General features: G+C 67.9%; 15 protein-coding genes. 9 read left to right on the top strand and 6 right to left on the bottom strand.

Annotated elements, in window-relative coordinates; translation table 11 throughout:
- Positions 1–6 precede the first annotated feature (6 nt).
- The 5 genes from ABIC44_RS08470 (at position 7) to ABIC44_RS08450 (ending at position 4,649) form a co-directional block, all read left to right on the top strand.
- Positions 7–411 (top strand): DUF2147 domain-containing protein, encoded by a 405-nt coding sequence (locus tag ABIC44_RS08470; RefSeq protein ID WP_354294832.1) that lies wholly within the window; start codon positions 7–9, stop codon positions 409–411.
- A gap of 43 nt (positions 412–454) precedes the next feature.
- Positions 455–1,762 carry an OmpP1/FadL family transporter gene (locus ABIC44_RS08465; protein ID WP_354294831.1) on the top strand — a complete coding sequence of 436 codons (1,308 nt, stop codon included), beginning with the start codon at positions 455–457 and terminating at the stop codon, positions 1,760–1,762.
- Between the two features lie 14 nt (positions 1,763–1,776).
- On the top strand, positions 1,777–2,526 hold the full coding sequence (locus ABIC44_RS08460; RefSeq protein ID WP_354294829.1) for an electron transfer flavoprotein subunit beta/FixA family protein: 750 nt from the start codon (positions 1,777–1,779) through the stop codon (positions 2,524–2,526).
- Positions 2,523–3,452 (top strand): electron transfer flavoprotein subunit alpha/FixB family protein, encoded by a 930-nt coding sequence (locus ABIC44_RS08455; RefSeq protein WP_354294828.1) that lies wholly within the window; start codon positions 2,523–2,525, stop codon positions 3,450–3,452. The genes ABIC44_RS08460 and ABIC44_RS08455 overlap by 4 nt, the downstream gene beginning before the upstream one ends.
- A gap of 159 nt (positions 3,453–3,611) precedes the next feature.
- Positions 3,612–4,649 carry a LacI family DNA-binding transcriptional regulator gene (locus ABIC44_RS08450; protein WP_354294826.1) on the top strand — a complete coding sequence of 346 codons (1,038 nt, stop codon included), beginning with the start codon at positions 3,612–3,614 and terminating at the stop codon, positions 4,647–4,649.
- Between the two features lie 6 nt (positions 4,650–4,655).
- Here the strand turns inward: ABIC44_RS08450 and ABIC44_RS08445 are convergent, their stop codons facing one another.
- The 3 genes from ABIC44_RS08445 to ABIC44_RS08435 all read right to left on the bottom strand — a co-directional run bounded on the left by ABIC44_RS08445 (position 4,656) and on the right by ABIC44_RS08435 (position 9,617).
- Entirely contained in the window at positions 4,656–5,777 is a 1,122-nt protein-coding gene (locus tag ABIC44_RS08445; protein WP_354294824.1) for a glycoside hydrolase family 68 protein, read from the bottom strand.
- Positions 5,778–5,808: 31 nt separating this feature from the next.
- Complete coding sequence (locus ABIC44_RS08440; RefSeq protein ID WP_354294823.1) at positions 5,809–7,176, bottom strand: MFS transporter; 1,368 nt, start codon at positions 7,174–7,176, stop codon at positions 5,809–5,811.
- A gap of 203 nt (positions 7,177–7,379) precedes the next feature.
- Entirely contained in the window at positions 7,380–9,617 is a 2,238-nt protein-coding gene (locus ABIC44_RS08435; protein WP_354294822.1) for a S9 family peptidase, read from the bottom strand.
- 169 nt (positions 9,618–9,786) lie between these two features.
- On the opposite strand from ABIC44_RS08435, the gene ABIC44_RS08430 reads away from it, so the two are divergent.
- Positions 9,787–11,148 carry an FAD/NAD(P)-binding protein gene (locus ABIC44_RS08430; protein ID WP_354294820.1) on the top strand — a complete coding sequence of 454 codons (1,362 nt, stop codon included), beginning with the start codon at positions 9,787–9,789 and terminating at the stop codon, positions 11,146–11,148.
- A gap of 26 nt (positions 11,149–11,174) precedes the next feature.
- On the opposite strand, the gene ABIC44_RS08425 is transcribed toward ABIC44_RS08430, so the two are convergent.
- A complete protein-coding gene (locus ABIC44_RS08425; RefSeq protein ID WP_354294852.1) occupies positions 11,175–12,692 on the bottom strand; it encodes a tryptophan halogenase family protein in 1,518 nt (505 codons plus the stop codon).
- 207 nt (positions 12,693–12,899) lie between these two features.
- Between ABIC44_RS08425 and ABIC44_RS08420 the strand changes: the two genes are divergently transcribed.
- Both ABIC44_RS08420 and ABIC44_RS08415 read left to right on the top strand, forming a co-directional pair.
- Entirely contained in the window at positions 12,900–15,437 is a 2,538-nt protein-coding gene (locus ABIC44_RS08420) for a TonB-dependent receptor domain-containing protein (protein ID WP_354294818.1), read from the top strand.
- A gap of 65 nt (positions 15,438–15,502) precedes the next feature.
- Positions 15,503–16,525 carry a LacI family DNA-binding transcriptional regulator gene (locus tag ABIC44_RS08415; protein WP_309701729.1) on the top strand — a complete coding sequence of 341 codons (1,023 nt, stop codon included), beginning with the start codon at positions 15,503–15,505 and terminating at the stop codon, positions 16,523–16,525.
- Between the two features lie 108 nt (positions 16,526–16,633).
- On the opposite strand, the gene ABIC44_RS08410 is transcribed toward ABIC44_RS08415, so the two are convergent.
- Positions 16,634–17,059: an organic hydroperoxide resistance protein gene (locus ABIC44_RS08410; RefSeq protein ID WP_354294816.1), complete on the bottom strand. Its 426-nt coding sequence runs from the start codon at positions 17,057–17,059 to the stop codon at positions 16,634–16,636.
- 119 nt (positions 17,060–17,178) lie between these two features.
- Between ABIC44_RS08410 and ABIC44_RS08405 the strand changes: the two genes are divergently transcribed.
- Entirely contained in the window at positions 17,179–17,625 is a 447-nt protein-coding gene (locus ABIC44_RS08405; protein ID WP_354294814.1) for a MarR family winged helix-turn-helix transcriptional regulator, read from the top strand.
- 37 nt (positions 17,626–17,662) lie between these two features.
- Here the strand turns inward: ABIC44_RS08405 and ABIC44_RS08400 are convergent, their stop codons facing one another.
- Entirely contained in the window at positions 17,663–20,059 is a 2,397-nt protein-coding gene (locus ABIC44_RS08400; RefSeq protein ID WP_354294812.1) for a hypothetical protein, read from the bottom strand.
- Positions 20,060–20,134: the final 75 nt, after the last annotated feature.

The raw sequence follows: 20,134 nt of genomic DNA, 5'->3' as shown, positions 1-20,134 counted from the left end.
AGAGGCATGTTGTTGAGCCTGACAGCCATGGCGCTGGCCGCCGGTGCGAACGCCGATACGGTGATCGGCCGTTGGCAGACCCAGACGCGCGGCGGCGTGGTCGAGATCCAGAAATGCGGAACGTCGGTCTGCGGTCGCGTCCTGACCTCGGAAAAGCTGCGCACCAACCCGGCGCTGACCGACCAGAACAACCGCGATCCCAAGCTGCGCAATCGCCCGCTGAAGAACCTGCTGATCCTGCAGGGCTTTTCACAGGACGGCGCGGCCTGGAGCGGCGGCACCATCTACAATGCCGAGGATGGCAAGACCTATAGCGCGAAGCTGACGCCCGAGGGGCCGGATACGCTGAAGGTGCGCGGCTGCGTCTTCGTGCCGCTGTGCAAGACGCAGACCTGGACCCGCATCCGCTGATCCGCCACGTCGCCATCCAACACAAGATTCGGGGAATAAGATCATGACCAAGCGCTTCAGGGCTCCGCTTCTGGCCTCTGCCATCCTGTCGTCCTCCTTCGCCTTTGCGGGGGCGGCGCACGGCCAGGCCTTTTATCTTCAGGAACAGTCGACGCGGGGGCAGGGCCGCGCCTTTTCGGGCGAGGGTGCCGATACCGGGGCCTCGTCGCTGTGGTGGAACCCCGCCTCGATCGCGGGGATGGAGCGCGGCGAGGCGGTGCTCGGCGCCTCGGCGATCATCCCCAAGGGCGATGTGGTCGATACCGGCACGCTGATCCGTCGGCCGGGCCAGACCACCTTCCAGCCCGTCGGCGGCAACCGTGTGTCGAGCGATCCGATCAATCGCGGCGTCGTGCCCTCGGGCGCGGTCGCCATCCCGCTGAACGACCGGGTCGCGGTTGGCCTGGCCGTCACCTCGCCCTACAGCTTCACGACCGAATATGACGGCAACAGCTGGGCGCGGTACAGCGCGCTCAAGACCGAGCTGCGGACCATCGACATCCAGCCTTCGGTGGGCATCGCGCTGTTCGACTGGCTGCGCGTCGGCGGCGCGCTCAACGTCGAATATACCAAGGCCGAACTGGGCAATGCGCTGCCCAACCTGTCGTCGCAGCTGGCGGACGGGTATCAGCGGCTGAAGGGCGATGGCTGGGACCTGGGCTGGACCGCCGGTGTCCAGCTGCATAATGACTGGGCGACGGTCGGCATCAGCTACAAGTCGAACATCAAGCACAAGCTGAAGGGCAGCCTGGAAGTGGGCGGCCTGCTCGGCCCCCTTGCCGGGCAGAACCGGACGATCGACGGCGCGACGGCGGAATTCTATACCCCCGCGCAGATCATCGTCTCGGGCCGTTTCCGCACCACCGACAAGCTGACGCTGAACGCGCAAGTCGTGCGCTTCACCTGGGCCGATTTCGACGCGATCCGGCTGGGCGCGCCGATCAACACCGCGATCCCCGAAAATTACCGCAACAGCTGGTCGCTGGCGGGCGGCTTCGACTATGCGGCCAATGACCGCCTGACGGTGCGTGCCGGTGTGCAGCGCGGCATTACCCCGACCCAGGACGGCAATCGCGACGCGCGCGTGCCCGACGCCAATCGCTGGAACTACTCGATCGGCGGCTCGTACAAGCTGACCCCGCGCTTCACGCTGGACGCGGCAGGCAGCTATATCGACTTCGCCAACGCGACCATCGATCGCCGTACCGCCGCCTATGCGGGCACGGCGGTGCAGACGCCGATCCTGACCTCGGGCCAGGTGCAGAATGCGCGTGCGTTCGTGGCGTCGATCGGCGGCCGCTTCAGCTTCTGATTGAGAGAGTGGTTATGAAGATCGTCGTGCCCGTGAAGCGGGTGTTGGATTATAACGTGAAGCCGCGTGTAAAGGCGGACGGGACGGGCGTCGACTTGGCGAACGTCAAGATGTCGATGAACCCGTTCGACGAGATCGCGGTGGAAGAGGCGATCCGGCTGAAGGAGAAGGGGGCGGCGACCGAAGTGGTCGTCGTCTCGATCGGCGAGCCCAAGGCGGCGGACACGCTGCGCACCGCGCTCGCGATGGGCGCGGACCGGGCGATCCTGATCACTGCCGACCAGGCACCCGAACCGCTGGGCGTCGCCAAGCTGCTCGCCAAGGTGGTCGAGGAGGAACAGCCCGGCCTCGTGATCCTGGGCAAGCAGGCCATCGACGGCGACAACAACCAGACCGGGCAGATGCTGGCCGGGCTGCTCGGCTGGGCGCAGGGGACCTTCGCCTCCAAGGTCGAGATCGATGGACAGAGCGCCAACGTCACCCGCGAGGTCGATGGCGGTCTGGAGACGGTGGCGCTCACGCTGCCCGCGATCGTGACGACCGACCTGCGTCTGAACGAGCCGCGCTATGCCTCGCTGCCCAACATCATGAAGGCCAAGTCCAAGCCGATGGTGACCAAGACGGCGGCCGATTACGGCGTCGACATCGCGCCACGGCTGACGATCACCCATGTCGCCGAGCCGGGCAAGCGCCAGGCGGGCGTCAAGGTCGGCTCGGTCGACGAGCTGGTCGAGAAACTCAAAGCACTGGGAGTGGCCAAGTGAAGACGCTGGTTTGGGTCGAGCATGACGGCGGGACCGTCAAGGATGCCACGCTGGCGACCGTCACGGCGGCGGCCAAGCTGGGCGAGGTGCATCTGATCGTCGCCGGGCAGGGCGTCGACGGCGTGGCGCAGGCCGCCGCGAAGATCGCAGGCGTCGGCAAGGTCCATGTCGCCGACGACGCGGCCTACGCCAACGCGCTGGCCGAGAATGTCGCGCCGCTGATCGCGCAACTGATGGGGCATCACGACGCCTTCCTCGCCCCCTCGACCACCACCGGCAAGAATATCGCGCCGCGCGTCGCGGCCCTCATCGACGTGATGCAGATTTCGGACATCCTGTCGGTCGAGGGGCCGGACAGCTTCACCCGGCCGATCTATGCGGGCAACGCGATCGCGACCGTCAAGACCAGCGACGCCAAGCTGGTCCTGACCGTCCGCACCACCGCCTTCGAAAAGGCGGCGGCCGAGGGTGGCTCGGGCACCATCGAGGCGGTCGGCTCGACCGGCGATGCGGCCAAGTCCCGCTTCGTGAGCGCGGAGAAGGCCGAGAATGCCCGGCCGGAACTCACCAGCGCCAAGGTCATCGTCTCGGGCGGCCGCGCGCTGGGCTCGGAAGAGCAGTTCCATGCGCTGATCGACCCGCTTGCCGACAAGCTGGGCGCGGCCGTCGGGGCGAGCCGCGCGGCGGTCGATGCGGGCTATGCGCCCAACGACTATCAGGTCGGCCAGACCGGCAAGATCGTGGCCCCGGAAGTCTATGTCGCGGTCGGTATCTCGGGCGCGATCCAGCATCTGGCGGGCATGAAGGACTCCAAGGTCATCGTCGCGATCAACAAGGACGAGGATGCCCCCATCTTCCAGGTGGCCGATATCGGTCTGGTCGGCGATCTGTTCACCATCGTGCCGGAACTGACCGACAAGGTCTGAAGACAGGCGCATCCCGGTGTTGGCCGGGATGCGCCGTTATCGGCGGGGGCGGAAAATCATCCCAATATCGTTGATTTATGTGAGGAATGCGCAGGAAATCCCGTTGCCTGCTTGTTCCCGCCACGCCGGTCCGGTTAGCGTTAGCAGATGAATGAGAATATGATGGGAGGAAGCGAGCGGCGCGTGCGCACGATCGCGGATCTGGCGCAGCTGGCGGGGGTGTCGCCGGGCACCGTGTCGCGCGCGCTGGCCGGCAAGGCGCTGGTCAACGAAGAGACGCGGCGGCGCATCCAGTCGCTGGCCGACGAGCATGGCTTTCGCCCCAATCAGATGGCCAGCCGGTTGCGCACCCGCCGGACCGGGGTGATCGGGATCGTCGTGCCGCTGGGGCATGAGCGTCGCCAGCATCTGTCCGACCCGTTCTTCATGACCATGCTGGGCTATCTGGCCGATGCGCTGACCGAGAGCGGCTATGACGTGATGCTCTCGCGTATCATCCCCGATGCCGAGGACTGGCTGGACCGGGTGGTCGATTCGGGAATGGTCGACGGCGTCCTGCTGATCGGCCAGTCCAACCAGTATGACGCGATCGAGCGGGTGGCGCGGCGCTATCGCCCGCTGGTCGCCTGGGGCGTGACGCTGCCCGATCAGGTGCATGTCGCGGTCGGCACCGACAATCGCGCGGGCGGGCGGCTGGTCGGCGAACGGCTGATCGCGCGCGGATGCCGTCGCATCGCCTTTCTGGGCGACGCCAGCGCGCCCGAAATCCGCCAGCGCCATGACGGCGTGGCCGAGGCGATCGCGGCGGCGGGAGTGGATGCTCAGCTGATCCAGCTCGCCACGCATCTCGCCTCGGACCTGATGGAGCGGGAGATTGCGGCGCATATCGACGCGTTGCTGGAACAGGGCGGCGGCACCATGCCCATCGACGGCATCGCCGCGGCCTCCGACATGATCGCGATGACGGCGGTGCGCGTGCTGGCCGACCGCGCGATCACGGTGCCCGACGCGCTGCCGGTGATCGGCTATGACGACCTGCCGCTATCGGCGCAGGCGGTGCCGCGCATCACCACCATCCGCCAGGATGTCGCGACCGGCGCGCAGGCGATGGTCGATGCGCTGTTCGCGCGGATCGCGGGCCAGGAAGCCGGATCGGTGATCCTGACCCCCGAACTGATCGCCCGCGACTCCGCCTGACCGGGCTCAGTCGCGCGCGATCGTCACCCGGTCTCCGTCAAAGGCCAGGCGGAACCACGGCGCGGCGGTGCCCCCGAAACGCTGGCGACGCAGCGCCGGGTCGGCACCGGCGTCGCGGCCCTCCAGTCCCCAATAGTCGACGAAGCTGATGACATCGCCTTCGCCGGTCACCCACCAGCAATAGGCCTGGGTCGGTTCCTCGACCGGATTGCCCGCGACCAGGCCGGTGCCGTTGACCGGCCGCCACGGCCCGTCGAACCGCTCCGCGACCATCGCATAGAGCCCGGTCGGCGCGCCCAGGCCGGGGGCGAAGCGCTTGCCCTGCGTCGACCAGAAGCAGTAATAATGGCCGTCGCGCAGGATGATGTGCGGCCGCTCCAGCTCGCTGTTGACGCCCAGCGATTCGATCAGCGGCGGCTGGATCGCCCAGCGGTCGCCCTCGCGCTTCGCCACGCCGACCACGCCATCGATATCCTGTTTCACCCAGCCCGCCGATCCGACGAACAGCAGATACTCCGCCCCGTCCGCCGGATCGCGGAAATAGCCGGGATCGCGAAAGCCCTTGATGCCGCCATTTTCGGGTTCGGCCTGGTTGGCGACGATATAGTGATGCCCGTCCGCCGCGACGCTCTCGACCGGCGTGCTCCATCCCTCGGTGCGCCCTTCCTCGGGCAGGAAGCGGCCGACCGTCTCGAACAATCGCTGCTCGAAGGTGCGCGGACCGCCGCGCCGCCCCGAGGCGGTGAAATACATGGTCAGCGTCGTGTCGTCCTCGCCCAGCACCGCCGAGCCCGACCATTCGCGGCTGCCCGGCGTGAAGCCGTCGGGGAAGGTCACGCCGTGATCGCGCCAGCCGTCCGCACCGTGGCTGGTCAGCCGGATGCGCGCTTCGTCATGGCGCATCTCGGGGTCCTCGAAGCGCGGCGTGGCGAGGAAGAACCACCAGCTCCGCCCGCCGAGAAAGGCGGTGCGGCCATCGGCATAGGCGATCTGCCACATGTCCCACAGGTCGTGGTCGGGCAGGATCGGCACGACATCGGCGGCGGTGAAGACGGGCAGGCGGGCATCGTCTTGCGCGGCGATCCCGGCCAGCGCCTCGGCCGACCAATGGGCGGGGGTGATCGTCATAATACCTCGGAGCAGAAAGGGGGGAGGGGGATCAGGCTTGCGGCACCGCGCCCAGGGGCAGGCCCTCCCGCCCCCGCGCGCGCACCGTGAACACGGAGACGGCGGCCAGCAGCATCAGCACACCGCACAGGGTCAGCACATTGCGCGGATCGCTGCCCAGCCAGTCTTGGTAGAACAGGGGCAGGGTCACGCCGAAGATCAGCATCGGAATGACGATCATCATGTTGAAGATGCCCATATAGACGCCCGTCCGCTCGGGCGGGATCGAGCCCGCCAGGATGACGTACGGGTTGCCCATCATGCTGGCCCAGCCCAGCCCGATGCCGATGGCGGGCAGGAACAGCATCGCCTTGCTGGTGACATGGGGCATCGCGATCATGCCGATGCCGGTGATGACCAGGCACAGCGCGTGGAGCGGCGCCGCCCCCCAGCGCTTGGCCAGCGGCACCATCGCAAAGGCCGCGACGAAGGCGACGCCGTTATAGAAGGCCGCGACCTCGCCATTGGTCAGCACGGCGGCATGGAAGCCCGACGAAGTGGCATCGGCAGTGCCATAGACCGAACGGCCGATCGCGTAGATGACATAGTTCCAATAGGCCATCATCGCATACCATTGGAACAGGCTCATCAGCGCCAGCTTGCGCATCGGCATCGGCATGGCGCGGATCGCGTCGCCGATCTCCTTGAGCACCGGCCCGATCCCCTTGGGCGCGGCGGCGATGCGCGCGCGCTCCGCCTCGCTCGTCGGCAATTCGGGCACGCGCCGGATCGACCAGACGATGGTGATGAAGGACAGCGCCGCGCCGATCATGAAGACCACGCGCGCCGTATAGGGGATATTGTGCCCGTCGACCCAGTCAGGGTTCATTCCCGCCCAGACCAGGATCGAGGGGGTGAGGAAGGCGAGCATCTGCGCCAGGCCGGTAAAGGCGCTCTGGGTCAGAAAGCCGATATTATGCTGCGACCCGTCCAGCCGGTCGGAGACATAGGCGCGATAGGGCTCCATGGTGATGTTGTTGCCCGCGTCGAGAATCCAGAGCAGCGACACCGCCATCAGCAGCGACGAGCTGAGCGGCATGAAGAACAGCCCGAGCGCACACAGTACCGCGCCGACCAGGAAATAGGGGGTGCGACGGCCCCAGCGGCTGTCGGTCCGGTCGCTCATCGCGCCGATCAGCGGCTGGATCAGCAGGCCCGTCATCGGCCCGGCCATCTGCAACAGCGGAATCTGCGCCTCCGACGCGCCCAGATAGCTGTAGATCGGCGCCATATTGCCCTGTTGCAGCCCGAAGCTGAACTGAAGGCCCAGAAAGCCCAGATTCATCTCCAGGATGCGGACCAGCGAAAGGCGGGGTTTGATCGGGGCCATGGTTCCGGCGGCGGGGGTGGACGGGGTCATCGAGATCCTCTCGCACGCGGGGGTGGGCCATGGTCTATCGCTGGCTTGCCGCGTCGCGCGGGATCATGCCGCGCCGCGCAAGGGATTGCAACAAACGATTGCATGAGCGGCCGCGCATGTTTCGTTCCCAAAGTGGCACGGCTTGCGGCCGATCAGGGCGTCGTCATCGCCCGACCGGCCGCGCCCGTGCCGTTTGGAAGACCTTACCGCCCGCCGGGCGGCAGGTTCGTCTCCAGATAGCGGGTCATCAGCGAATAGAGGTGGATGCTAGTATTCTCGCCCTCATAGATGCCGTGGCTGCGGTCGGGATAGGCCATCATCGAGAAGGGCTTGTTGAAGTGGATCAGGCGATCCACCAGCTGGTCCTGGTTCTGATAATGGACATTGTCGTCCAGCGTGCCGTGGATCAGCAGCAGATTGCCCTTCAGCCGGTCGGCGAAGGTGATCGGCGAACCATTTTTATAGCCGTCCGCATTGTCCTGCGGCAGCCCCATGTAACGCTCCTGATAGATGGTGTCATAGAGCTTCATGTCGGTCGGCCCGGCCACCGCGATGCCGGTCTTGTAGAGATCGGGATAGCGGAACAGCGCGTTCTGCGTCATCGCGCCGCCGCCGCTCCAGCCCCAGATGCCGATCCGGTCGGGATCGATATAGGGCCGCGTCGCCAGCATCGTCTTCACGCCCGCAGCATAATCGGCGGAGGCGAGGATGCCGACCTGGCGATAGATGCTCTTGCGCCAGTCGCGCCCGCGCGGGGTGGCGGTGCCGCGCGGATCGAGGCTGGCGACCAGATAGCCCTTTTGCGCGAGCATCCGGTGCCACAGCCCCTGCGCCCCCGCCCAGCGATCCGCGACCGTCTGGCCCCAGGGTTCGCCATAGACGAAGTACAGGATCGGATAGCGCTTGGCGGGATCGAAGCCCGGCGGCTTGATCAGCCAGCCGTCGAGCTGCGTGCCGCCGCCGATATCGACGCGGAAGAATTCGGTGGCGGGCAGGCCGCTGTCCCGGACGACCTTGGCCAGCGGCGCGTTGGCGGCGAGCGTGCGCAGCGGCTGCTGGCGCGTCATGTCGAGCATGTCGGTCACCGGCGGCGCATCGAAGCGGGACACGGTGTGCAGCGCCCAATGCTCGCCCGGCGCGATGTCGTAGCTGTGCGTACCCGGCTGACCGGCGGGGGTCAGCCGCTCGACCTTCGGACTGCCCGACAAGGTGGTGCGATAGAGGTAACGCTGGGTCGGATTGTCGGGCGAGGCGATGAACCAGGCATAGCCCGCCTTCTCATCGACATTGAGCAGCTCGACCACGTCGAACTTGCCCGGCGTGCGCAGGCTCGCGCGGCCGCTGGCCCGGTCGATGGTGTAGAGATGCCGCCACCCGTCGCGTTCGGACAGCCAGGTGAAGCGGCGCCCGCCGTTCAGCCATTCGGGCGCGACATTGGCCTCGACCCAGGCGGCGTCCTTCTCGGTCATCACCGGCCGGACCGAACCCGTCGCCGGATCGCCGAGCAGCACTTTGTAGGTGTTCTGAAGCCGGTTCGACTGCTGGATGAAGACCGCGTCCGATCCGCCCGCCCAGCTCATCTGCGGCACGTAGTTCTGGCGCGGGTCGCCATCCAGCTTGAACCAGCGGGTCTGGCCGTCCGCGACGTCGACCGCCGCCACCGTCACCGCCGAATTGGTCGTGCCCGCCTTGGGATATTGCAGCGGAATGACCTGCGAATATTGGCCGCCGGTATTCTTGATCATGTCGAACGTGCCGACGCCGCGCGTGTCGAAACGGAAAAAGGCGATCCGCCTGGAATCCGGGCTCCAGTCGAAGGCGCGGTGGACCGAGAATTCCTCCTCATAGACCCAGTCGGCCAGGCCGTTGACGATATAGTCGTCGCCGTCCTTCGTCAGCGCCAGCGCCGCGCCACCCTCGACCGGCTCGACATACAGGTTGTTCTTGTGGACATAGGCGATGCGGCGGCTGTCGGGCGAGATGCTGGCATAGAGGGTGGTCGAGGCGGGCAGGTTGCCGCCGACCCGGTGCAGCTTGCGCGTCGTCCGGTCGAACAGCCAGTAATCGGCCAGCGCATTGGTCCGGCGGAAACGCTGGCCGTTGGTCTGGATCAGCAGCCAGCGGTCGTCGGGCGACCATTGATAGCGGTCGATGTCGAGCGGCGCGGTCGCGCCCGGCGGGACCAGATCGGTCGCGGGCACCACGACCGTCCGCGCGCCGTCGGCGATCGTGTAGCGTATAATGTCCTGCCCGCCCTTGGGGCCCGCCTCCAGCGCGAGATAGCTCTCGCCGTCCTTGCCCCAGCGGCTTTCCCGCACCGATTGCGTGCGGACCGCACCGGGCCCGAAAATGGTTTCGACCGACAGCGACGGGGTAGCGGGCGTCGTCGCGGTCTGCGCCGCGACGGGCAGGGAAAGGGCCAGCGGGGAAAGGGAAACCAAAAGCCCGGAAATTCGCCAGCACGACCGCATCGACCCGCCCTATATTCGCTTGCAAAGCGCATAGCGTAACGGTGCTGGCCAAAATCGTATACAGAAATCTGCGTGGCGATCGCGGCCGATGCGATTACAGACGGTGGCGGTTCGCGACGAGGAAAGGAACAGCCGGGTCATGACATCGGGGATCGACCATGTCGCGATCATCGGCGGCGGCTTTGCGGGCACGCTGCTGGCGATCAATCTGGTGCGCCATGGGGGCCCGCGCGCCACGCTGATCGAGCGGCGGGCGAACCAGCTGGCGCGCGGCGTCGCCTATAGCGCGGCGCATGCCGAGCATCTGCTGAACGTCCGCGCGGGCAATATGAGCGCGCTGCGCGACGATCCCGATCATTTCGTCCGCTGGCTGGTCGCGCGCGGGGCGGGGGATGCGAAGACCTTCGTGCCGCGCCGGGTCTATGGCGACTATCTGCGCGACCTGTTGATGGAGACGATCGCGGCGGACCCCGCGCGGCTGACATTGGCGAGCGGCGAGGTGACGGCGCTGGAGCGGGCGGGGCAGGGCTATCGGCTCGATCTGGCGGAGGGCGGTTCGCTCGGCGCCGACGCGGTGGTGCTGGCGCTGGGCAATCTGCCGCCGCATACGCCGCCGGGGATCGATCCGGCCGTGTTGGACCAGGGCTGCTATCGCGAGGACCCCTGGGCGGGCGACATTGCCGAGGGGCTGGGCGCGGACGACCGGGTGCTGCTGGTCGGCAGCGGGCTGACCGCGATCGATGCGGCGTTGCTGCTGGACGCGAGCGGCTTTGGCGGGCGCATCGTCGCCATCTCGCGCCGGGGGCTGGCGCCGCGCCGTCACGCCGAGACCCCGCCGGTCGCGCCGCTTCGCGAACGCCCCGCCGCCAGCCTGTCGGCGCTGGTCCGGCATGTCCGCTGCGCCGCCGCCGAACAGGGCTGGCGCGGCGCGGTGGATGCGTTGCGGCCGGTGACGCAGATGATGTGGGGCGCGGCCGATGGCGCGACGCGGGCGCGCTTCCTGCGGCATGTCCGCCCCTATTGGGACGTGCACCGCCACCGGCTCGCCCCCTCGGTCGCCGACCGGGTCGATGCGCTGGTCGCGGCGGGGCGCCTGTCGATCGCGGGCGGCAAGCTGGTGCGGGTCGAGCCGGACGGCGCGGGCGCGGTGGTCCATTGGCGACCCCGCGGGGCGGAGGCGGTGGAGACGCTCCGCGTGGCGCGGATCGTCAACTGCACCGGGCCGCAGGGCGATCTGCTCCGCTCCCGCGAACCGCTGATCCGGCAGTTGCTGGCGGGCGGCATGATCCGGCCGGATGCGCTGCGGATCGGGCTGGAGGTCGATGCGCAGAGCCATGTCGTCGCGGCCGATGGCGGGGTGGACGACCGGCTTTATTGCATTGGCCCGATGACGCGCGGCGGCCTGTGGGAAGTCGTCGCGGTCCCCGATCTGCGCCAGCAAAATTGGGAACTCGCCCGACGGCTCGCCCATGCGCAATGGGTGGGCGGCGAGGGGCTTTGACCTTTTTCCTGCGATAAGCCGCGTCGTTACGCGGTCGCCCCGATGCGCTTCAGCCAGTCGGCATGGCTGGGCATCGATTCCGCCATCTGACCGATCGCGTCGGCCAGCTTGCCGACGAACGCGCGGCTCTGTGCGGGGTCGCCATAGCTGAGCAGCGGGTCGGGCCCCTCGGGAATGTTGAACTGGCCGAGATGCACCGCCGCCCAGCTCGCCGGGCCGAACAGGTCCATGTCGCGCGCGACCAGCCGCCCGCTCTCGCGGAAATGGCCGATCTTCATCGCCAGCGTGTCGGGGATCGGCATGGTCGCACAGTCGCGCCATAGCGGCGTATCGGTCCGCTGCGTCAGCTTGTAGTGCAGGATGATGAAGTCGCGGATCCGCTCATATTCGGTGATCGCGACGCGGTTATATTCCTCGATCGCGGCGGGGGCGAAGGCGCGGGTCGGGAAATAGGCGAGCAGCTTGGCGATCCCCGCCTGGATCAGGTGGATGCTGGTCGATTCGAGCGGCTCCATGAACCCGCTCGACAGACCGATGGCGACGACGTTGCGGTTCCAGAATTGCTTGCGCCGCCCCGTCGTGAAGCGCAGCGGTCGGGGATCGCCCAGCGGCTCGCCGTCCAGATTGGCCATCAGCGTCGCCGCCGCCTCATCGTCCGAGACATGGCGGCTGCAATAGACATAGCCGTTGCCGGTGCGATGCTGGAGCGGGATGCGCCATTGCCACCCGGCGGCGCGCGCGGTCGAGCGGGTATAGGGCGTCAGGCCGTCGCCGCCGGTCACGCACGGCACCGCCACCGCGCGGTCGCAGGGCAGCCAGTGCGTCCAGTCCTCATAGCCGGTGGCAAGCGCCTCCTCGATCAGCAGCCCGCGAAAGCCCGAGCAGTCGACGAACAGGTCCGCCGCCAGCACGCGGCCATCCTCCAGCGTGACCGAGGCGACATGACCGCGCATGCCCTCCAGCGCATGGCCCGCGATCCGCCCCTCGACACGCACCACGCCGCGCGCCTCGGCATAGCGGCGCAGATAGCGGGCATAGAGCCCGGCATCGAAATGATAGGCATAGTCGAAGGTCGAGGCGACGCTGCGCGGGTCGGCCATCGGCGCGGCGAACCGGCCGCGTCTGGCCGCGCCCCAGGCCATCGACAGTTCGTCGAACGGCACCGTCGCCCCCTGGGCCCCGCCCGCCGCCAGCCAATGCTGATGCACCGCGACCAGATCGAAGGATTTGCCATGCGTGCCGAAGGGGTGGAAATAGCGATGCCCCTCCCGACCCCAGCCGACGAACTCGATGCCCAGCTTGAAGCTGCCCTTCGTCTCGCGCAGGAACTCCGCCTCGTCGATGCCCAGCGTCTGGTTGAACAGCCGGATCGGGGGGATCGTCGCCTCGCCGACCCCGACCGTGCCGATCGCATCCGATTCGACCAGCGTGATGGTCAACCCGCGCGGCATCGCATGCGCCAGCGCGGCGGCGGTCATCCACCCGGCGGTGCCGCCCCCGACGATCAGGACCGACCGGATCGCCTCGGCGGGGCTGTCGCTCATCATGCCATCCTCTCCCTTTTGCCGCGCCATAGCATGCAAAGGTTTGCGATCCCACCGTCTCGATGCCGGGCCATGCACTGTGTTTTTCCGATCACAGTTAACGGATTTTTATGCAATGGTTTGCAAAGTCAGGCTTGCAAACGATTGCTCATGTGATAGCCAGTCTCCACGACATCCCGGCCACCGGGGCGAATCAGGAGAGGGTGAATGACGACGGGCGTTCTGCGGTCTTGCGGATCGATGGCGGCTCTGGCGATGGCACTGGCCAGCGCACCGGCCTTTGCACAGGCGACGAGCGCGCCGGCGGCTCCGGCCGCGCCGGCTCCCCAGGCGGGCAGCATCCCCGATGCGGGCGTGTCGAGCGAGGACATCGTCGTCACCGCCACCAGCGGCGAGCGTTCGCGCTTCCGCAGCTCGATCTCGGTGTCGCAGGTCAGCCAGGAGGCGATCCAGAATTTCACGCCGCGCTCGACCGCCGAGATCCTGCGCAACATCCCCGGCCTTCAGCCCAGCGACACCGCGGGTCCGGGCGGCAACGCCAATATCGGCGTGCGCGGCATTCCGGTGTCGACCGGCGGTTCGGAATATGTCTCGCTCCAGGAAGACGGCCTGCCCGACGTCCTGTTCGGCGACATCAACTTCGGCAACAACGACTATTGGCTGCGCTTCGACCAGAATGTGAAGACGGTCGAGGCGGTGCGCGGCGGTTCGGCCTCGACCTTCGCCAGCCAGGCGCCGGGCGCGGTCATCAACTTCATCAGCAAGACCGGCGAGACCAAGGGCGGCCAGATCGCCTATTCCAACGGCCTGGGCTTCCGCGAACACCGCGTCGACTTCGACTATGGCGGCCCGATCGACGACAATACGCGCTTCCACATCGGCGGCTATGCGCGCAACGGCGGCGGCTACACCAACGAGAATTTCAACATCCTGCGCGGTTACCAGATCAAGGCGAACATCACGCGCGATCTGGCCGACAATCGCGGCTTCATCCGCCTGTACTTCAAGCGGCTGGATGAGCAGGCGCCGACCAACACCACCACGCCGACGCTGGCGACGCTGGACGGCAACCGCGTGACTGGCTTCACTCCGCTGCCCAATTTCGACGGGCGTTCGGGTTCGGCCTATACGATCTACAACCGCAACTTCCAGTATCTGGACTATGACAATGGCGGCGTGAAGTCGGCCGAGGTGCAGGGCATCCATCCGCGCGTCACCGGCATCAGCGGCCAGATCCATTACGACTTCAACGACAATATCTCGCTCGACGACACGATGCGTTATCAGTGGATCAGCGGGAACTTCACGACCCAGTTCATCAACGTCCAGACCCGGACCGGCAGCGGCGGGCTGATCGGCTCGACCGTCAACGGCCAGACCGTCGGGTCGATCCGCTATGCGGCGGGTCCGAAGACCGGCCAGCTGTTCACGGGTTCGTACATCAACAACAATCCGAACATCAACGTGTTCATGAAGAACATGGACAACTTCGCCAACAACCTGACCCTGAACGGCAAGTTCCAGGTTGGGCCGGGCAAGGCGCGGCTGACCGCCGGTCTGTTCGTGATGCGGCAGAACATCGTCCAGGACTGGCACGTCAACCGCCAGTATAGCGAGCTGAACGGCGAGAATGCCGCGCCGCTCGACCTGTTCTCGACCACCGGCACGCAGCTGACCGCCGCGGGCCAGGCCGGGTTCAACGACAATTGGGGCAGCTGCTGCGCGCGGCGCGTCGACCTGACCTATACCGATGTCGCGCCCTTCCTGCAGGCGGGCTATGAGGTCGGCGGGCTGAACCTCGACGCCTCGATCCGCTATGACAGCGTGCATGGCGAAGGCACCGCGCAGGGTGGTGTCGCGGGTCCCAACACCCGCGTCTCGGATGCGCTGGGCTCGGCGGTGATCCCGTCGCTGGTGCTGAACCCGACCGCCGAGAAGATCAACTATACCGATGGCTATGTCAGCTGGTCGGTCGGCGCACTCTATGCGTTCAACAGCAAGACCAGCGTCTTCGCCCGCGCCAGCCGGGGCGGCCGCTTCAACGCCGACCGTCGTGTCCTGTCGGGCAATTTCAACGCCGACGGCTCGCTCAACAGCCAGGGACAGGCGACCTCGGTCAACTATCTCAACCAGCAGGAAATCGGCCTGAAGCAGCGCGGCGGCATCTTCGGCGCGTCCTATTCGGTCGAGATCACCGGCTTCCGCTCGACGCTGACCGAGAACAACTACGACTTCACCCGGATCAACAACCCGGCGCCGAACAACAATCCGAACATCTCCAACGGCTATCGCTCGCTGGGTATCGAGTTCAGCAGCCGGGTGAGCTATGGCAATTTCCATCTGGCCGCCGATGCGACCTATGCGAATTCCAAGATCACCAGCAGCGCGACGCCGTCGCTGGTCGGCAAGAAGCCCGGCGGCCTGCCCGACTTCCTGTTCGTCGTGTCGCCGTCCTATGACGCCGGTCCCATCGCCTTCGGCGTCAGCGTGAACGGCCAGACCAGCACCAAGTCGGACGACTTCAACCTGTACACGATCAAGGGTTCGACCTTCGTCAACGGCTTCGTGACGGTGCGCCCGACCGAGCGGCTGGAACTGGGCCTGAACGTCAACAACCTGTTCGACAAGCTGGGTTTCCGTGGCGGCGGCGGGCTGTTCCCGATCCTGTCCTCGACGCAGGGCGTGTTCAACAATACCGCGCTGTACGGGCGCACGGTGACGGGGTCGATCCGCTATCGTTTCTGACAAAGACTCTCCCTGGGGCGGGTGCCACTTGGCATCCGCCCCGCTTTTCGTTCAGGAGGCTGGCCATGACCGATCTGGCTCCACCCGCCCGCACCCTGAAGGACATCGCCCGGCTGGCAGGCGTGTCACCCGGTACCGTCAGCCGCGCGCTGGCGGGCAAGAGCGTGGTCAATGCCGAGACGCGGCAGCGGATCGAGGCGCTGGCCGCCGAGCATAATTTCCAGATCAACCAGATGGCCCGTCGCCTGCGTGCGCAACGGACCGGCGTCGTCGGGGTCGCCATTCCGCTGGGCCACGAGCGGCGGCAAAGGCTGTCCGACCCCTTCTTCATGACGCTGCTCGGCCATCTCGCCGACGAACTCGCGGCGCGCGACCATGACGTGATGCTGTCGCGGATCATTCCCGATGACGACGACTGGCTGTCGCGTATCGCCCGGTCGGGCATGGTCGACGGCGTGCTGCTGATCGGCCAGTCGGACCAGCTGGCGGTGATCGAGGCGGTGGCCGCGACCTATCGCCCGCTGGTCGTCTGGGGCAGCAGCCTGCCCGGCCAGCGGCATTGCGCGGTCGGGGTCGACAACCGGCTGGGCGGGCGGATGGCGGGCGAGCATCTGCTGGCCGCCGGGCGGCGTCGCATCGCCTTCATGGGTGAGGTCCGCACGCTGGAGCTGGAACAGCGCCATGCCGGGCTGTGCGATGCGCTGGCCGGGGCGGGGCTGGAGCCGCCGCTGCAATTCGATGTGGCGCTCGCGCCCGAGCTGATGCCCGACCAGATCGCCGCCAATCTGGCGCGGCTGCGCGAACGGGGGCAGACGGTCGACGGCATCGTCTGCGCCTCGGACATGATCGCGATGGCGACGATGGCGGAACTGGTGTCATCCGGCCTGAGCGTGCCGGGCGATGTCGCGGTGACGGGGTTCGATGATCTTCCGCTGGCCGAACGCGCCATTCCACGCCTGACCACCATCCATCAGGACCTGCGCGCCGGGGCCGAGGCGATGGTCGCCGCGCTGTTCGCACGGATGGAGGGGCGGGACGTGCCCGGCGTCGAGATGCCGCCGCGCCTGGTCGTCCGCGACTCCGCCTGACCCGAAAAAAGGTGCGGTCCGCTGGGAGATCGGACCGCACCGTCAGGATGGGAGTACGCTTATGGGAAGGGACCGGCGCGGCCAGGGTTGCGCCCCGGTCCCTTCATGTCAGGCCAGCGTCAGGCCGACATCGACATTGCCCCGCGTGGCATTGGAGTAAGGGCAGATCTGGTGCGCGGCCTCGACCAGCGTCTCGGCCTGGGCGCGGTCGAGGCCGGGCAGGGCGATGGTCAGGTCGGTGGTGATGCCGAAACCGCCCGCCGCGCGCGGCCCGATCCCGACCTTGGCGGACACCGACACATCGTCGGGCACCTTCACCTTCAGCTGCTGTCCGGCGACCTTCAGCGCGCCGATGAAGCACGCCGAATAGCCCGCCGCGAACAGCTGCTCGGGATTGGTGCCGTCGCCGCCGGCACCGCCCAATTCCCTGGGGGTCGACAGCTTCACGTCGAGCGTGCCGTCCTGCGTCCGGGCATGGCCGTCGCGACCGCCGGTGGCGCTGGCCTGGGTTTCGTATTTCACGTCGATCGTCACGGTCGGTCTCCGATGGTTCGATAATCGTTATCGCGATACATATATGGCATCGCGGTTCGGGCTTGTCCAGCGCTTCTTTTATCGCGATACGTATTTCCTGCTTAAACGGGAGATGGCGGATGTCGGCGCCCTGGCCGCTCGACGAACAACTGTGCTTCGCGCTTTACGCGGCCAATATGGCGATCCAGCGGACCTACAAGCCGCTGCTCGACCAGCTGGGGCTGACCTATCCGCAATATCTGGCGCTGCATGTGCTGTGGGAGGAGGACGGTCGCACGATCGGCGCGATCGCGCAGCGGCTGGCGCTGGAGTCCAGCACCGTCACCCCGCTGGTCAAGCGGCTGGAGGCGGCGGGGCTGGTGGCGCGCGAGCGCGATCCGCAGGACGAGCGCCAGGTCCGCGTCCGCCTGACCCCCGGCGGGCAGGATCTGCGCGACCGATGCGGATGCCTGGGCGAGGAACTGATCGCGCGGGCGGGAAGGCCGGTCGACGATCTGCGCGCGCTTCAGGCCGAGGTTCAGGCGCTTCGCCGCGCATTGGAGGCACGCGACGCGGGCGCGGCTTGATCTCCTACGATCCTGCGCCGTGCGAAGGGCGAGCCCGTCAGCTGGCTGCCCCCAGCGTGAAGACCACGCCCGGTGCATCCCGCAGGATCAGCGACAGCGATCCGTCCTTCAGCACCGGCACCGCCAGCCGCGCCGAGGTATAGCCCGCCGGGACGCTGACCGCGCCCGCCATGTCGGGCGTCGTCGCCACCCGGTCGATCAGGAACAGGTCGCGTCCCTCCAGCTGGCATCCCTCCGCCTGGCACCGCACCGTATCGATCTGCGGCAGGCGGACCAGCGTCGCCAGCGGCACCCAGTCGCCCTTGATGCCGCCGCGCACCAGCCGGAAACGCAGCGGCCCGGCTGCCGCCGGACCCAGCCGCGCCGGATCGAGCGTCGCGACCGCGATGTCGGGCGAGGACAGGCGGACGTCATGCCCGCCCTCCAGCGTGACGCTGGCGCTGCCGTCCGCCGTCGCCACCTCGATCGCGTCGCCGGGGGTCAGCCGCGACCCCTCGGCCGCGCGGATCGAGAAGGTCAGGCGCGCGGTGTCGGGCAACACCGTCTCGTCCCGCGTCGCCAGCGGCAGTCCGTGCGTGCCGTCCCTGGGGCTGAGGCTGCGCGCGGCGAGCGTGGCCGCCGGGCGCGGCGGCGCGGCGGTGATCGGCACCGACAGGGTGCGACCGTCGTTCAGGCGAATGCGTGCATTCGTCCCCTCCGCCGCGCGCCCGTCGGCGGCGGTGGCGATCAGCCGGTCGGTATCGCCGTCGCGGGTCAGGCCGTCGGGCGACAGGCGAACGTCACCGATCTCGACCCCGGCAATCTCGTCCAGCCGCTGGCCGGTCAGCGTGACGAAACGGTCCCCCTTGGCCAGGGTCACCGTGTCGATACGGCTGGCGGGCGAAAAGGCCCGGAGCGCAACGGTGCGGGGCGTGGCGGCGCCCACCTGCTGGATGTCCAGCGTGACGTCACCGGCGCGCGCACCCTTCATCGGCAGGGTGACGGTGATCGTGTCGGCGCCGCGCAGGGTGAAGGCGACCGGCTGCGCCGCGCCGCCGCTGCGCATGGTGACGCCGGTGACGCAGGCGGCGGCCGATCCGGTCAGCTCGACCGCATTGTCGCGCCCGACGACCAGGCTCTGTCCCGCATCGCTGGCGCGCCAGTCGCCGCCATCGGGGAATTGCAGCGTGAAGGACGGCCCCTCGAAGGGATCGAAACCCCAGTCGCCGTGCAGCCGCGCGGTCACCTTGCCCGACAAGCCGCCCTGCGGCAGCGGCTCGGCCAGGATATAGCCGCCGCGATCGGCGCGCGCACGCACGGGCAGGTCGAAGCGCTTGCCGTTCGCCATGGTCAGCGACACCGCCATGTTGCGCGCAAATCCGGTCGAATAGATCAGCGGCGCGCCCTCGACCGGCAGGACCAGCCCCGGCCGCGCCCCGCAGAGCGGCTGCTCCCCCGTCACCCGCAGGCGCGGCGGGCTGCCCGCGTCGATGGCGGGCATGGCGGCGACCAGCACCGATTTGGGCTTGGCGAAGGACGGCGCGGCGTTGAGCAACAGCGACAGCCGGTCGCCGTCGCGCGTCGCCAGAGTCGGCAGATAGCCGAATTGCGGATTGCCGAACGCACCGAACACGCGGGCGATGTCGCGGATGACGCCGATATAGGGGCTGTAATAGCCCAGCCCCGCCTCGCGCGTGTAGCTGAGTTGCAGGGCGAGGTCGGTCGGTGCGCCGACCAGCGTGTCGGTCATCGAGCTGCTGTGAATGTCCGCCAGCACCAGCGAGTCGCGGTTTTCGAGCAGACAGGCCGCCTGCAACTCGATCACCCGTGCCAAGCAGTCGGGGTTCAGCTTGATCGCCAGGCTGTTGGACAGCGCGGGCGCTAGGGTGCGCAGGAATTCGGGATGGCTGTTCTCCTGCGCGCGGATCGCGGCGACGAAGGCGTTGAGCCGCGATCGGTCGAGCGAGGCTTGGTTGAGGTCCTGCACCGCGCGGACGAACTCGCCCGGCCGGTCGCGCACCGCATCGACGATGGTGCCCGACGCGCCGCCGGTCTCGGGCACCAGGAACAGCGCCATCTGCCGGGCGCCCTTGGGCACGGTCAGGGTCAGGCGGCGATCCTTGTCCTTGGCCTTCCAGGTCTCGGCCGAATCGACCCAGTTCTTGGGCGGCGGATTGGTCGCGCCGCTCAGGAAGGCCGAGAACAGGATATAATGCGCGCGCTGGTCGCCCGGCAGGTCGGCCTCGATCGCCAGCTTGTCGCCGGTCGCCAGGTTGGGCACCTCGGCGATGGGCAGGGTCCGGCCGCCGCGCGTGACCGTGATACGCAGGCCGGGGCCGGGCAGGTCGAACGGGGCCGGGTCGGCGGCGCAGACGGTGGCGGTGCCCAGACCGGCGGCGGCCAGCGCCAGCGCCAGGATGCGACGGGAAAAGCGGGGGCGGGGGGCGGGGAGCATGGCCGGGACTAATGCCCGTTCCGCCGCCCCGATCAAGCCGTTCGCGGCAGATGACATGCGGGTGTCATCTGCCGC

The organism is Sphingomonas sp. 1185 (assembly GCF_040544655.1).
GTDB lineage: Bacteria > Pseudomonadota > Alphaproteobacteria > Sphingomonadales > Sphingomonadaceae > Sphingomonas.
Note: the sequence above shows the minus strand (reverse complement) of the source record. Positions and strands in the feature narration are given on the sequence as shown.

Coding starts and splice junctions, on each gene's coding strand:
- ABIC44_RS08470 (WP_354294832.1), top strand. CDS start 7: ATGTTGTTGAGCCTGACAGCCATGGCGCTGGCCGCCGGTGCGAACGCC.
- ABIC44_RS08465 (WP_354294831.1), top strand. CDS start 455: ATGACCAAGCGCTTCAGGGCTCCGCTTCTGGCCTCTGCCATCCTGTCG.
- ABIC44_RS08460 (WP_354294829.1), top strand. CDS start 1,777: ATGAAGATCGTCGTGCCCGTGAAGCGGGTGTTGGATTATAACGTGAAG.
- ABIC44_RS08450 (WP_354294826.1), top strand. CDS start 3,612: ATGATGGGAGGAAGCGAGCGGCGCGTGCGCACGATCGCGGATCTGGCG.
- ABIC44_RS08445 (WP_354294824.1), bottom strand. CDS start 5,777: ATGACGATCACCCCCGCCCATTGGTCGGCCGAGGCGCTGGCCGGGATC.
- ABIC44_RS08440 (WP_354294823.1), bottom strand. CDS start 7,176: ATGACCCCGTCCACCCCCGCCGCCGGAACCATGGCCCCGATCAAACCC.
- ABIC44_RS08430 (WP_354294820.1), top strand. CDS start 9,787: ATGACATCGGGGATCGACCATGTCGCGATCATCGGCGGCGGCTTTGCG.
- ABIC44_RS08425 (WP_354294852.1), bottom strand. CDS start 12,692: ATGAGCGACAGCCCCGCCGAGGCGATCCGGTCGGTCCTGATCGTCGGG.
- ABIC44_RS08420 (WP_354294818.1), top strand. CDS start 12,900: ATGACGACGGGCGTTCTGCGGTCTTGCGGATCGATGGCGGCTCTGGCG.
- ABIC44_RS08415 (WP_309701729.1), top strand. CDS start 15,503: ATGACCGATCTGGCTCCACCCGCCCGCACCCTGAAGGACATCGCCCGG.
- ABIC44_RS08405 (WP_354294814.1), top strand. CDS start 17,179: ATGTCGGCGCCCTGGCCGCTCGACGAACAACTGTGCTTCGCGCTTTAC.
- ABIC44_RS08400 (WP_354294812.1), bottom strand. CDS start 20,059: ATGCTCCCCGCCCCCCGCCCCCGCTTTTCCCGTCGCATCCTGGCGCTG.